The organism is Arthrobacter sp. UYCu712, from assembly GCF_040547005.1.
In the GTDB taxonomy this organism is placed as follows: Bacteria; Actinomycetota; Actinomycetes; order Actinomycetales; family Micrococcaceae; genus Arthrobacter.
Genome location: NZ_JBEPOZ010000022.1, coordinates 36,819 through 50,442, shown reverse-complemented (window position 1 = coordinate 50,442; position 13,624 = coordinate 36,819). Strand labels below are relative to the sequence as shown.

Below are 13,624 nucleotides of genomic sequence, written 5' to 3'. Positions count from 1 at the left end.
GTGCCCCGGCCTTGGCTAAGCTGGGAGGGACTTGCCAAATCTTCCGGAGGTACTGCCTTATGGCGCCAATCGACCATGCACGTGGGAATTCAGCCGCCCCCGAGCCCGACGATCATGATTCCGCGCCAGCGGGGAACAAGAAGCGGGCACGGCTGATCGCCGCCGGCGGGATCGTCGCCGTCGTGGTGGCCGCGGCGGTTGCCATACCCCTGACGTTCGGGGCGCCGGCTCCGCAGCCCGTGGCCTCCAGCCCGGCAGCCACCACCGAAGCCGCGGTCGAAACCCCGGAAGTGGGCCCGCCTGTCACGTATTACGACCAGGCCGGTCCGCCGGCCGGGTCTCCGTTGGAGAAGGTCGACCCGCTCGCCGTGAACGTGTCCAATGATCAGGTGGGCACGTCGCTGACCAAGGGGCTGACGGGAATCTCGCTCGAGGCCACCGACTTGGCCGACCCAGGCCTGAGCAGCGACAACCCCACGATGGTCAAGCTCCTCAAGGAGATCGACCAGCCGGTCCTGCGCTTTGGCGGCAACGCCGTGGACCGCCGCTTCCTTTGGACGTCCACCGGCGAAGGCCTCCCCGCCAGCTACCAGGGGGACAAAGCACACCCGGGCAGGACCGTCGGACCGGCGGACCTGGCGCGGTTGATGACGCTCCTGGAGGCAACGGACTCCAAGGTCAGCCTCACGGTGGACCTGGGCCACTACGACCCCAACCGCGCGGCGGACATGGTGAAGCACGCCTCGGAGATCTTCGGTAACCGGCTGCTCAGCATCACGGTCGGCAACGAACCCAATGGTTTCGTGTTCAACGACGTGAAGTCCAGGTCCGGCGGCTACAGCCTGGACCAGTACATCCGGGAACTGAAGGATTACGCCAACGCCATCTATGCTGTGGCTCCCAACGTCCCGATCTCCGGTCCTGGCGCGTACGACCAGAAGTGGTGGCAGCCGTTCATCGATGCGGACATCCCGCAGAAGAAGATCCTGACCTTCCACAACTACCCGCTGTACAGCTGTAACGGAGCCGACCCGAAGGGTTCGCCCACCATGGCCAACCTCATGAGCCGGCTCATGCACGACCGCGCGGCGGACTACCAGCAGAGCGCCCTCAAGGTCGGCCAGGCGGCCGGTGTGGAAACCTGGCTGCCGGAGACCGGCATTGCCGCATGCCCGGGGTCGAACGAGACCTCGCGTACCCATGCCTCCGCCCTCTGGACGGCCGACTACGCCCTCAACGCCGCGCAGCTGGGTGTTACGCGGATCGGTTTCCACAGCTCCCTGCTCACCTGCAAGGGCGGTCCGCCCATGTCCGCCATCTGCAGCGCCGGCGCCTACCCGCTGGGCAACGGCCAGATTTCCGGCCGCGCCAACTTCTACGGCATCTCGATGGTCGCCGAACTGGAGGGCGGAAAGTTCCTAAAGCTTGACAGCTCCGGCGGCGGACTGGCTTACAGCTACGCGGTGCAGAACGCCAACGGCAGCACCACGGTGATCGTGGTCAACGAGAACAACCCGGAAACCGCGGCGCAGACGGACGTGACCCTCAAGCTCCCCGGCAAGCCGCTGACAGGCACCATGACCCAGCTCACCGGACCCAGCTACGGGGCCGAGGACAGCACGTTGATCGACGGGGCGAAGACCGAACCGACCCCGCTGGCCGACCGCACCACGGTTCCGGGCTTCCAGTACAAGTCCGGGACGCAGAACTTCAAGCTGACCGCCGGCACCGTGACGGTGCTGAACTTCACCTACTGACAGTTCCTGTTCCACACAAAAATGCCTCCGTTTCCCGGCCGGGAAACGGAGGCATTTTAGTGTCCGGGGAAAGAGGCTACTAGTTCAGCAGCGCGTCGACGAAGCTTTCGGCGTCGAACGGGGCGAGGTCGTCCGCGCCCTCGCCGAGTCCGATCAGCTTGACGGGAACGCCGAGCGACTTCTGGATGGCGACGACGATCCCGCCCTTGGCGGTGCCGTCCAGCTTGGTCAGGACGATGCCGGTGATGTTGACGACCTCGGCGAAGACCCTGGCCTGGTTCAGGCCGTTCTGGCCCGTGGTCGCGTCCAGGACCAGCAGCACCTCGTCCACATCGGCCAGTTTTTCAATGACGCGCTTGACCTTGCCGAGCTCGTCCATCAGGCCCACCTTGTTCTGCAGGCGCCCGGCCGTATCGATCATAACGACGTCGACTTCCTGGTCGATGCCGGCCTGGACCGCTTCATAGGCGACGGACGCCGGGTCCGCGCCGTGGACGTCGGACTTGACGGTGGGGACGCCGACGCGCGCGCCCCAGGTGGCCAGCTGCTCGGCGGCAGCGGCACGGAAGGTGTCAGCGGCGCCCAGGAGCACATCCTTGTCCTCGGCCACGAGGACGCGGGCAAGCTTGCCCACCGTGGTGGTCTTGCCGACGCCGTTGACGCCGACCACCAGCACGACGGCGGGCTTGTCGCCGTGCCGCTCGACGCGCAGGCTGCGGTCCATCGTGGGGTCCACGAGCTTGATGAGTTCCTCGCGCAGGAGCGCCTTGACCTGCTCCGGGGAGCGCGTGCCGAGGACCTTCACCCGTTCCCGGAGGGCGTCCACCAGCTGCATCGTGGGTTCGGTGCCGAGGTCGGCGAGCAGGAGGGTCTCCTCCACCTCGTCCCAGACGTTCTCGTCTATCTTGTCCGCGGAGAGCAGGGCCAGCAGGCCCTTCCCGAGGATGTTGTTGGACTTCACGAGACGTTCGCGCAGGCGGGTCAGGCGGCCCGCGACAGGCAGCGGCGTCTCGACCGGGACAATTTCCAGGCCGGCAACGTCGTCCGGGACCTCGAGCGTTTCGAGGCCTTCAAGGTCGGTGGCCTCGGGCGTCCCGGGTTCGCGCGTCGGCGCCGGCCGGTCCTCAACGAGAGTTCCTCCCGCGGAACCTGACTCCACGGGATCGTTCTCGTCCCGCGTCCCGGGGTACCTCGTGATGTTTTTCCGGGTCTTCATGAGGACCGGAATCAGCGCACCGAGAACCACCAGGGCAGCGAGAATGGGCAGGATAATGGGGAGGATGTCGTTCACTCCCCTAGCTTCTCACACACGGGAAAGCGGCCGCGGAGGCACCGGCGGCCCGGCGGAGCCGCGGTTCAGGCCTCCGCGCCGAGACGCTGGCTGATGACAGTGGAGACGCCGTCGCCGCGCATGGTGACACCGTAGAGGGCGTCGGCGACTTCCATGGTGCGCTTCTGGTGCGTGATGACGATCAGCTGGCTGGATTCGCGCAGCTCCTCGAAGATGGTGATGAGCCGTCCCAGGTTGGTGTCGTCCAGGGCCGCCTCCACCTCGTCCATGACGTAGAACGGTGACGGCCGGGCCTTGAAGATGGCGACGAGCAGGGCCACGGCCGTGAGCGAGCGTTCCCCGCCGGAGAGCAGCGAGAGGCGTTTGATCTTCTTGCCCGCGGGCCGGGCTTCGACTTCGATCCCGGTGGTGAGCATGTCCGAAGGGTCGGTGAGGACCAGCCGGCCCTCGCCGCCGGGGAACAGCCGGGCGAAGACCCGGACGAACTGGGCGGCCGTATCCTCGAACGCTTCGGCGAAGACCTTCTGCACGCGGTCGTCGACTTCCTTGATGATGTCCAGCAGGTCCTTGCGGCTGGACTTGAGGTCCTCCAGCTGCGTGCTGAGGAACTGGTGGCGTTCCTCCAGCGCGGCGAACTCCTCAAGGGCCAGCGGATTGACCCGGCCCAGCGCCGAGAGATCCCGTTCGGCACGCTTGAGCCGTTTCTCCTGCTCTTCCCGGACAAAGGGCAAGCCGCCGACGATCTCGCGGCCGTCTTCATCCACCGGGGCGCGCAGGGCGGCCCATTTGTCCGCCGACTCCCCGGCCGGCAGGGGCACGGGCTGGTCCGGGCCGTAGTCGGCGACGAGCTGGTCGGCCGTGAGCCCCAGTTCCTCGACGCTCCTGAGCTCGAGGGCCTCGATCCGGAGCCGCTGCTGCGCGCGGGCCAGTTCATCGCGGTGCACGGAATCCGTGAGTTCAGCGAGTTCCCGGGCCAGGGCGTCATTGCCGGCGCGGACCGCGGCGAGTTCGCGGTCCATCTGCTCGCGGCGTTCCTCGGCACCGTCCCGGTCCTGGCGGGACAGCTCGACGGACACGTCGAGAAAGCCGATGACCTGACCCACCGCGGTGGACACGGCGGCGGCGCGGCCGGCCTGGAGCCGGCGGCGTCGCGCACGTTCCGCGGCTTCCTCGCGGGCACGGCGTTCGGTGGCGGCGGCGCGTTCGAGTGAGGACGCGCGGTTGCGGGTGGCCGTGAGCTGTTCCTCGGCACTGCGCAGCGCGAGCCGCGCCTCCATTTCGGCGCTGCGGGCCAGCGAGGCGGCCAGCGCCAGGGCATCACGATTCTCGGCCGACGGCTCTTCCTCGGCGGGCGCTTCCTGGGCCGCGGCGAGCCTCGCGGCCACCGCTTCGAGTACTTCCTGTTCGTTGACGATGTTCGCCCCCGCCTTGGCGAGGGACGCGGCAAGCCGTTCACTTTCGCCGACGGCGCTGCGCAGCACGGAGTTCAGGTGCCCCAGCCGCTCGGCCACGGCCGCGAGCCGGGCGTCCGAATCATGGAGTTTCTCCAGGGCGGCGTCCGCACGCTCCTGCGCGTCGGCCCGCCGTGCCTGCGCCGCGGACAGGGCGAAGCGGTTCCGTTCGAGCCCGGCCGTCACCGCGGCCAGCTGCGCGGACGCGTCGTCGACGGCGGCCTGCACCTCGAGCAAGGAGGGCGCCTTGGCGGACCCGCCACTGACAGTCCATGCGGTAAAGACGTCCCCCGCCCGGGTGACTGCCGTCAGCCCGGGCCGTTCCGTGATCAGCCGCGCGGCGGCGCCGAGATCGTCGACGACCGCGATGCCCGCCAGCAGGCCGGCCAGCGGCAGGCCGGCGTGCTGCGCCCCGGCCGACGTCACCAGCTCCGACGCCCAGCGTGCGCCAGTCGGCAGTTCAGGATCCGGCAGTTCAAGGTCAGGCAGTTCCGGGTCCGGCAGGCCCGGGGCGTCCGGGGGCGCGGCCGCCAGCAGGAGCGAGGCCCGGCCGGCGTCGTCGTCTTTCAGCCGCCGGACCGCTGCGGCGGCGGCCTCCGCATCCTGCACGACGACGGCGTCGGAGGAGGCGCCGAGGGCGGCGGCGATGGCGGCCTCGAACCCGGCTTCCACCCTGATCATTTCGGCCAGGGACCCCAGGACGCCGGGCAGTCCGGCACCGAGCACGTGCCCGGTCCCGTCCTTCCGGTTCAGGCCCAACTGCAGGGCGTCCCGGCGCGCCACGAGGGCACCGCGCTCCCGGTCGCCTTCGCGCTCGGCCGCCTTCAGGGCGTCAATTTCAGCGGTGATCGTGTCGAGGGCTTCGCTGGCGTCCTCGTAGTCGGCGTCGAGGGTTTCCTCGCCGTCCTCGACGCCTGCCACCTGGGTTTCCAGCGCGGTGAACTCGCTCTGGGCATGCCGGCGGCGCTCGTCCCCTGCCTTCTGGGATTCGCGGAGCCGGCCGAGTTCGGCCTGCGCCGACTCGACGCGGGACCGTGCCGAGCCGACCTGGCCGGCGAGCTTCGCAAGGCCCTCCCGCCGGTCCGCGGCAGCCCGGAGCAGGGCCGCGAGCCGTTTGTCTTCGGCGGAGGCGGCGTTTTCGGCGTCCTGTTTCGCGGAGCTGGCAGCGTCCAGTGCGTTGCGCCGGTCCAGGATCTGCTGCTCCAGGGTGGCCTGTTCCTCGCGGACCCGGGCGGCCTGGCGGTCCAGCTGGTCCGGGTCGCGGCCGGTGTCCGGGACGGCGTCGGAGGCGCCGAGCAGCCGACGGCGTTCCTCGGCGAGTGAGCCGAGCGAGCGCAGGCGTTCCCGGCCGGCGGAGAGCTGGTACCAGTTGTCCCGGGCCGCGTTCAGCTTGGGTGTGGCCTCTGCCGCGAGCTGTTCCAGGCGGGCCTGCCGCTGCCGTCCGAGGTCCAGTTCCCGCTCGACGACGCCGCGCCGGGTTTTGAGGGCCGACTCGTCCGCGACGTCCTGTTCCAGCGCGGACGCGAGCTGCACGAGGTCGTCGGCGAGGAGGCGGGAGCGCGCATCGCGGACCTCGAACTGGACGGTCTGGGCCCGCCGGGCCACCGCGGCCTGCTTGCCGAGCGGGGTCAGCTGCCGCCGGATTTCAGCGGTCAGGTCGCTGAGCCGCTGCAGGTTGGCCTGCATCGCCTCGAGCTTGCGGACCGTTTTTTCTTTGCGCCGCCGGTGTTTGAGGATGCCGGCGGCTTCTTCGATGAAGCCGCGCCGGTCCTCGGGCGTGGCATGCAGGACCTTGTCCAGCTGGCCCTGGCCCACGATCACGTGCATTTCCCGGCCCAGGCCGGAGTCGGAGAGGAGTTCCTGGATGTCCAGGAGCCGGCAGCCGGCGCCGTTGATGGCGTATTCCGAGCCGCCGGTCCGGAAGAGGGTGCGGGAGATCGTGACTTCGCTGTAGTCGATCGGCAGTGCGCCGTCACTGTTGTCGATGGTCAACGAGACGTGGGCGCGGCCCAGCGGCGGGCGCCCGGACGTACCGGCGAAGATGACGTCTTCCATCTTGCCGCCGCGGAGGGTCTTGGCGCCCTGCTCACCCATGACCCAGGCCAGGGCGTCCACCACATTGGACTTGCCCGAACCGTTGGGGCCGACCACGGCGGTCACGCCTGGCTCGAATTCGAAAGTCGTCGCCGAAGCGAAAGACTTGAATCCCCGGACGGTCAGGCTCTTGAGGTGCAAGGTGGTTCGGTTCTCCTGCTCGGCGGACGCGGGTGGTGGGGACAGCCACGGATACCTACAATCTACTGCGGGGTAGGGACAATTCCGCGCAAAACCCCGGCAAAGACTGCGCAGATGTGCCAATCTGCATATGCAGGAATGGATCGGCACCGGGCATAGTTAGGCTCTTGGGCTTGTGCTTGACGGAGCGGTAACCCGCCGGAGCGCAGGACGGACACGAACAGAGGCTTGATTTTGATAGGGAATGCAACATTCCGGCACCGCAACACCGCCCTGCTTTCGGTGACCAGCGTCGAAGCTCCGAGGATCGTCAGTTCCACAGAGTTCGACCTCAAGTTGGCGTCGACCCTGCGCCGGTTGAAATTCCCCCCGAAGCTGCTCGAACGGGTGGCTGGCGTCACGCACCGGCGGTGGTGGGCCCCCGGGACCTCGTTCGATGACGCCGCCATTGAGGCGGGCGCAAAAGCCCTGGCCGAATCCGGCATCGAAGCGTCCGAGGTGGGCCTGCTGATCAACACGTCCGTAACGCGGCGGAACCTCGAACCGTCTGTCGCGGTGAAGATCCACCACGGACTGGGCCTGCCCTCGTCCGCCATGAACTTCGACCTCGCCAACGCCTGCCTCGGATTCGTCAACGGCATGACCTTGGCCGCCAACATGATCGACTCCGGCCAGATCAAGTACGCGGTGATCGTCAACGGCGAGGATGCACAAGCCACGCAGGAGGCCACGCTAGCCCGGCTGCAGAGGCCGGAGACAACCCGTGAGGACTTCAACCGCGAATTCGCCACGCTGACCCTGGGTTCCGGGGCCGCTGCGGCCGTCCTGGGACCGGCGGACGAGCACCCGGGGGCGCACCGGATCCTCGGCGGTGTGATGCGCGCCGGGACCGAGCACCATGAGCTGTGTGTCGGCGGCATCGACGGCATGGCCACGGACACGAAGGGCCTTCTCGACGGCGGCCTGCAGCTCGTTGTCGACGCCTGGCACGAGGCTCAGCAGGAGTGGGACTGGGCCTCGATGGACCGTTATGTCACGCACCAGGTAAGTACGGCCTACACCCAGGCCATCGTCGACGCTATCGACTTGGACCCGGACAAGGTGCCGATCACCTTCCCGCACTGGGGCAATGTGGGCCCGGCGTCCCTCCCCATGACGCTGGCCGCCGAAGCGCAAACTCTCGGAACCGGGGACCGCGTGCTGTGCATGGGCGTCGGTTCGGGCCTCAACACCGCAATGGTGGAAATCGTTTGGTAGCCGCCGACTGGCCGGGCGTCGACCCGGAATGGTCACGCGAGATCGAGGTGGCGTCCACTTCCGCCGCGGATGAGCCCGGATCCGTGCGCCGCTGGCACTTGCTCGACAACGGCGCCCAGCTCCGCCGCCGCGGCTTAACTCCTGCTGGCACCCTGCTGTGCGTGCACGGCAACCCGACCTGGTCCTACCTGTGGCGAACCCTGTTGGCCGCCGGATCCGGCCCGGCGCAGCCCTGGCGCGTGGTGGCGGTGGACCAGCTGGACATGGGCTTCTCCGAGCGCACCGGCACGTTCCGGCGCCTGGCGGACCGGGTCAACGACCTCGGCGACCTCACCGCGGCGCTCGGGCTGGACGGCCCGGTGGTCACCGTCGGCCACGACTGGGGAGGCGTGATCAGCCTTGGTTGGGCCCTGGCCCATCCGCAGCAGCTGGCCGGTGTGGTGCTGACCAACACGGCCGTCCACCAGCCGTCCGGCTCGCCCATCCCGCCGGCGCTGCGGCTGGCCCTGCACCCCGCAGTGCACCGCTGGGGCACGACGACGTCGGACGCATTCCTGCGGGTGACGCATTCCTTGGCCCACCCGCCGCTGGCCGCGGAGGTCCGCCGCGCCTTCATGGCCCCCTACCGGGGCGCCGGCCGCCGCGACGGTGTGGGGAACTTCGTCGCGGACATTCCCGCCGATGCTTCCCATCCCAGCTTCCCTGCGCTCAGCCGTGTCGCTGAAGGGCTGCGCGGGCTGCGGGTTCCAGTGCTGATGCTCTGGGGACCGAGGGACCCGATCTTTTCCGACCGGTACCTGAAGGACCTCATTGGTCGGCTACCGTCCGCGAAGGTGCACCGCTTCGAGGGTGCCGGCCACCTGGTCGCCGAAGATCGGGATATCGCCACTCCTGTCTTCGATTGGCTCGCCGGGTGCGGCCGGGACAATGGACCGGCCGACGCCCGGACGGTTGCCCCGACGGGGGCGGCCGGCACCGGGTCCCCACCCCTGTGGGCGCCGCTCACGGAGCTTGCCTCGGGACCGGCCGGCGGGGACACTGCCGTCGCGGAAATGGCCGCAGACGGCACTGTCGCCCGCTCGCTTAGCTGGCTGGAGCTGGAACAGAACATCGCCGCCGTAGCAGCGGGACTCCGGCAGGCCGGCGTCCGGCGAGGCAGCCGGGTGAGCCTGATGGTTCCACCCGGCGTGGACCTGACCGTGGTCCTCTACGCATGCCTCCGGCTCGGCGCGGTGGTGGTCGTGGCCGATGCCGGGCTAGGCACCCGCGGCCTGAGCCGCGCCATCAAGGGCGCCACCCCGGATTTCCTGATCGGCATCGACAAGGCCCTCGCCGCCGCATCGGTGCTCGGTTGGCCGGGACGGCGCATCAGTGTGCGGGACCTGCCGGCCGCCCGCCGCCGGCTCCTCGCCGTTGAGACCTCCCTCGCCGCCTTGGCCCGCCGCGGAAAGCTCCAGACTGGGACGGCGCCGGCACCGCAGGACCCGGACGCGCCCGCGGCAGTGCTCTTCACATCCGGATCCACCGGCCCCGCCAAGGGTGTGCAGTACACCCAGCGGCGGCTGGCCGCGATGCGGGACACCGTGGCCGCGACGCTGGGGATCCGCCCCGGCGCACGCCTGGTGGCGGGCTTCGCGCCCTTCGCCCTGCTGGGACCAGCCCTGGGGGCCGCCTCCGTGACGCCAGCCATGGACGTGACGGCTCCGCGCACCCTTACGGCTGGCGCACTGGCAGATGCCGCCGCGGCCATTGACGCCACCGTAGTCTTCGCCTCCCCCTCAGCGCTGCGCAACGTCCTCGCGACCCGGGATGGCCTGAGCCGGGCCGGTCACCAGGCCCTGGGACGCGTCGAGCTGCTCCTTTCAGCCGGCGCGCCCGTCGCCGAATCCCTCCTCGCGGACGTGCAGCGGCTGCTGCCCGAGGCCTCGCTGCATACCCCGTACGGGATGACCGAGGCGCTGCCGGTCACTGACATCAGCTTTGAACAGATCCGCGCCGCGGGGGCCGACGCGGCCGACGGAACCATGGCGGGGGCCGGCAACGGCGTGTGCGTGGGCCAGCCGGTGCACGGCGCCCGCGTGGCCGTCATCCCGCTCGCCGCGGACGGCACCGCCCCTGGGGACCGCCCCGTCACGGAGGCGGGAGTCTCCGGCGAGATCCTGGTGAGCGCCCCGCACGTGAAGGAAACCTACGACAGGCTCTGGCTGACCCAGCGTGAGAGCACCCGCACGGCCGGCTGGCACCGCACCGGCGACGTCGGCCACTTCGACGCGGCCGCCCGGCTCTGGGTGGAAGGACGCCTCGCGCACGTCGTGACCGCACCGGGTACCGTGGTGACGCCCGTGGGCGCCGAACAAGCCATCGAACGCCTGGACGGCGTGGGACTGGCCGCCGTCGTTGGTGTCGGCCCTTCCGGGACGCAGGTCGTCGTCGCCGTCGTCGAAACGGTGCCGCCCGCCCGCGGGGCTGGCCCTGCCTCGCCGCAGCTCGCAGCGCGCGTTCGGGAGGCGGCCCGTCAGGCAGGCGCCAGCGTCTCCGCCGTCCTGGTTGTTCCCGCCCAGCCGACCGACATCCGCCACAACGCCAAGATCGACCGGTCCCGGCTGTCCCGTTGGGCTTCGGCGGTGCTGGCCGGCGGCCGGGCCGGCACGCCATGAGGGTCCTCGTCACCGGCGCGAGCGGCCTGCTTGGTCGCGAGGTGGCCCGGCTGCTGGTGCGCCAGGGCCACGCCGTCACCACCTTCCAGCGCCGTTCCGCCGACGTCGAGGGCGGGACGGACCTCGCCGGTTCCATCACGGACGACGACGCCGTCCGCCGCGCCGTCGCCGGTGCCGAGGGCGTCGTCCACCTGGCAGCCAAGGTCTCCTTTACCGGCCAGACCGCGGAATTCGACGCGGTGAATGTGGAAGGCACCCGCCGCCTGCTCCGGGCGGCCCGCGAGGCCGGTGTGCTGGACCTGGTGTTCGTCTCCTCCCCGTCCGTGGCCAACTCCGGGGCCGCGATCGCTGGACTGGGCGCCGAGCCCGCGGACCCGGCCCGCGCGCACGGCGACTACTCCCGTACCAAGGCCGAGGCCGAACTGCTGGCGCTGGCTGCCGACTCTCCGGAGTTCAGCGTCGCGGCGGTGCGTCCGCACATCGTCTGGGGCCCCGGGGACACCCAGCTCGTGGAACGGGTACTGGACCGTGCCGGCCGTCGCCAGCTGCCGCTGCTCGACGCCGGGGCGGCCCTGATCGACACCACCTACGTGGACAACGCCGCCTCGGCCATCGTCGCCGCGCTGCACCGCATGGAGCACATCCACGGCCGGGCGCTCGTCGTCAGCAACGGCGAACCACGCCCGGTCGGCGAGCTGCTGGCGGGCATCTGCGCCGCGGGCGGCGTCCCGGCACCGTCCTGGTCGGTGCCGGGCGGGCTCGCGCGGACGGCAGGATCGTTGCTGGAAAAGGTCTGGACCCGGGCCGGCCGGGCAGGGGAACCGCCGATGACCAGGTTCCTCGCTGAGCAGCTTTCCACCGCCCACTGGTACGACCAGCGCGAGACCCGCCAACTCCTCAACTGGGTCCCCGCTGTGTCACTTGACGAGGGCCTGGCGAGGCTGGCCGGGCACTACCGCCCGCAGTAGGCCGCCTGAATCACCGGCGCCGCCCTGTGCTAGGACTCCCTACCAGCGGCCGTTGCGGGGCTTGGGCTGGCACACCGGGCAGGTGTAGGAGGACCGGTTCATGAACTGTTCCCGCTTGAGCAGGCTCACCAGTCCCGCGGCCGCGCAGCGTTTGCATTCCTCGCCGGCGCGTCCGTAGGCGTTGAGGGAACGGTCGAAGTAGCCGGAGGCGCCGTTGACGTTGACGTAGAGCGCATCGAAGCTGGTCCCGCCGGCGGCGAGGGCCTCCGTCATGACCTCGCGGGCAGCCTCGAGCACCCGCTCGGCGTCGGCCCGGCGCAGGGTGTCCGTGGGGCGGGCGTAGTGCAGCTGCGCCTTCCAGAGGGCCTCGTCGGCGTAGATATTGCCAATCCCGGAGACGAGCCCCTGGTCCAGCAGCGCCCGTTTGAGTCCGGTCTTCCGTGCCCGGAGGCGGCGGTAGAACTCGTCCAAGGAGAAGTAGGGGTCCAGCGGGTCACGGGCAATGTGGGCCGCTTCCTCGGCGATCAGCGGAAGCGGGGTTTCGGCGAGCCCGCCGGGACCGCCGTCGGACGTGGCGATCAGCGAGGTGAGGAACAGTCCGCCGAATATGCGCTGGTCCACGAAGCGGAGCTGGTCAGGCATGCCGTCGGCCGGGCTGAGCCGCAGCCGCACTTTCAGGTGTTTCGCGTCCGGAACGCCGCCGTCCTGCATGAGGAGCTGGCCGGACATGCCCAGGTGGGCCATGAGCGCCACGGCCGGCGGGGCAGCCGCGACGGCTCCGCCGTCCAGTGCAGCTCCGACGGGTGCGCCGTCCGGTGTATCGGCCAGCGGCAGCCACAGGAACTTCCCGCGCCGGACCACGTCCAGCACGCGGGCGCCTTCGAGGTTGCCGGCGAAGTCCTCCGGGCCGAGCGCGTGCCGGCGCACGGAGCGCGGATCCACCACATCAACGGACGTGATGGTCCGGCCCCGTACCCAGCTCACCAGGCCGCGGCGGACAACTTCGACCTCGGGCAGTTCGGGCACGGAGTGTGCCTAGCTGCCGGTCTGGCTGTTCAGCTGCCGCGGATCGGACGCCGTCCCGGACGGTGCCGAGAGCCGGCGCCAGGCGTCGGCGGCGGCTTCCTGCTCGGCTTCCTTCTTGGAATTGCCCGAACCGGTGCCGTAGTCGTTGCCGCCGATCCGCAGTACGGCCTCGAAAGTCCGTGCATGGTCCGGGCCGGAGCCCTCGACTGCGTAGTTGATCGTCCCGAGCTGGCGGCTGGCCGCAAGCTCCTGGATGCTGGTCTTCCAGTCGGTGCCGGCGCCAAGCGCGGCGGCGTCCATCAGGAGGGGCCCGATCAGCCGCATCACCAGTTGGCGTGCGGTTTCAATGTCGTTGGAGACATAGGTGGCACCGATCAGTGCCTCCATGGTGTCTGCCAGGATGGACGCCTTGTTTTTGCCTTCGGTGAGCTTTTCGCCCTGTCCGAGGTAGATGTACTCCCCGAGGCCGATGCTCCGGCCGATGCCCGCGAGGGCACGCGTGCTGACGACGGCGGAGCGGCGCTTGGCCAGGTCCCCTTCGGGCAGCGTCGGGTTGTCACGGTACAGGGCATCCGTCACGGAGAAGCCCAGGATGGAGTCACCCAGGAACTCGAGCCGTTCGTTGGTCGGAATGCCGCCGTTTTCGTAGGCGTAGGAACGGTGTGTGAGCGCAAGACGAAGCGTCCCGGCGTCAATAGAGACACCGAGACGCTTCAGAAGCTCTTCAGTTGAAGACATCCTAGTCAGCCTGTCGGCGGATTAGACGTCTGCGACCTTGCGGCCCTTGTATTCAAGGAACAGCGCGGTGCCAGCCGAGTCGGTAACGACCTTTGCCTGGTGCGGCAGGCTGTACGTGACCTGGCCGTTCTCGACAGTCTTCACCAGGTGGGGGGCAGTTGCCTTCCACTGGGAGCGGCGGGCGCGGGTATTCGAGCGAGACATTTTCCGCTTCGGGACAGCCACGGCTAACTCATTTCTCTCT

The 13,624-nt window shown here is 69.6% G+C and carries 9 protein-coding genes; 4 read left to right on the top strand and 5 right to left on the bottom strand.

The annotated features are described in order from the left end of the window. Positions 1-59 precede the first annotated feature (59 nt). A complete protein-coding gene (locus ABIB51_RS18085) occupies positions 60-1,757 on the top strand; it encodes a hypothetical protein (RefSeq protein WP_354190492.1) in 1,698 nt (565 codons plus the stop codon). A gap of 79 nt (positions 1,758-1,836) precedes the next feature. On the opposite strand, the gene ftsY is transcribed toward ABIB51_RS18085, so the two are convergent. Together ftsY and smc are read right to left on the bottom strand one after the other, a co-directional pair. Continuing rightward, positions 1,837-3,048: a signal recognition particle-docking protein FtsY gene (gene ftsY, locus ABIB51_RS18080; RefSeq protein WP_354190490.1), complete on the bottom strand. Its 1,212-nt coding sequence runs from the start codon at positions 3,046-3,048 to the stop codon at positions 1,837-1,839. A 65-nt stretch (positions 3,049-3,113) separates the two neighbouring features. Further along, positions 3,114-6,734, bottom strand: a complete 3,621-nt coding sequence (smc, locus tag ABIB51_RS18075; protein ID WP_354190488.1) for a chromosome segregation protein SMC — start codon at positions 6,732-6,734, stop codon at positions 3,114-3,116. A gap of 234 nt (positions 6,735-6,968) precedes the next feature. On the opposite strand from smc, the gene ABIB51_RS18070 reads away from it, so the two are divergent. The 3 genes from ABIB51_RS18070 to ABIB51_RS18060 are packed head-to-tail and all read left to right on the top strand — an operon-like array spanning position 6,969 to position 11,616. Continuing rightward, the gene (locus ABIB51_RS18070; RefSeq protein WP_354190554.1) at positions 6,969-7,991 is read left to right on the top strand and encodes a 3-oxoacyl-ACP synthase III; all 1,023 of its coding nucleotides are present in this window, start codon (positions 6,969-6,971) and stop codon (positions 7,989-7,991) included. Further along, positions 7,985-10,648, top strand: a complete 2,664-nt coding sequence (locus tag ABIB51_RS18065; protein ID WP_354190486.1) for an alpha/beta fold hydrolase — start codon at positions 7,985-7,987, stop codon at positions 10,646-10,648. The genes ABIB51_RS18070 and ABIB51_RS18065 overlap by 7 nt, the downstream gene beginning before the upstream one ends. Then, positions 10,645-11,616, top strand: coding sequence for an NAD-dependent epimerase/dehydratase family protein (locus tag ABIB51_RS18060; protein WP_354190484.1), 972 nt, complete (start codon positions 10,645-10,647; stop codon positions 11,614-11,616). Before ABIB51_RS18065 ends, ABIB51_RS18060 begins: the two co-directional genes overlap by 4 nt. Positions 11,617-11,655: 39 nt before the next feature. On the opposite strand, the gene mutM is transcribed toward ABIB51_RS18060, so the two are convergent. From mutM to rpmF, 3 genes are read right to left on the bottom strand one after another with little or no spacing between them, the layout of a single operon-like run. Then, positions 11,656-12,642 carry a bifunctional DNA-formamidopyrimidine glycosylase/DNA-(apurinic or apyrimidinic site) lyase gene (mutM, locus tag ABIB51_RS18055; protein WP_354190482.1) on the bottom strand — a complete coding sequence of 329 codons (987 nt, stop codon included), beginning with the start codon at positions 12,640-12,642 and terminating at the stop codon, positions 11,656-11,658. A 9-nt stretch (positions 12,643-12,651) separates the two neighbouring features. After that, positions 12,652-13,380: a ribonuclease III gene (gene rnc / locus ABIB51_RS18050; protein WP_354190480.1), complete on the bottom strand. Its 729-nt coding sequence runs from the start codon at positions 13,378-13,380 to the stop codon at positions 12,652-12,654. 21 nt (positions 13,381-13,401) lie between these two features. Next, complete coding sequence (gene rpmF / locus ABIB51_RS18045; RefSeq protein WP_009356569.1) at positions 13,402-13,605, bottom strand: 50S ribosomal protein L32; 204 nt, start codon at positions 13,603-13,605, stop codon at positions 13,402-13,404. Positions 13,606-13,624 lie beyond the last annotated feature (19 nt).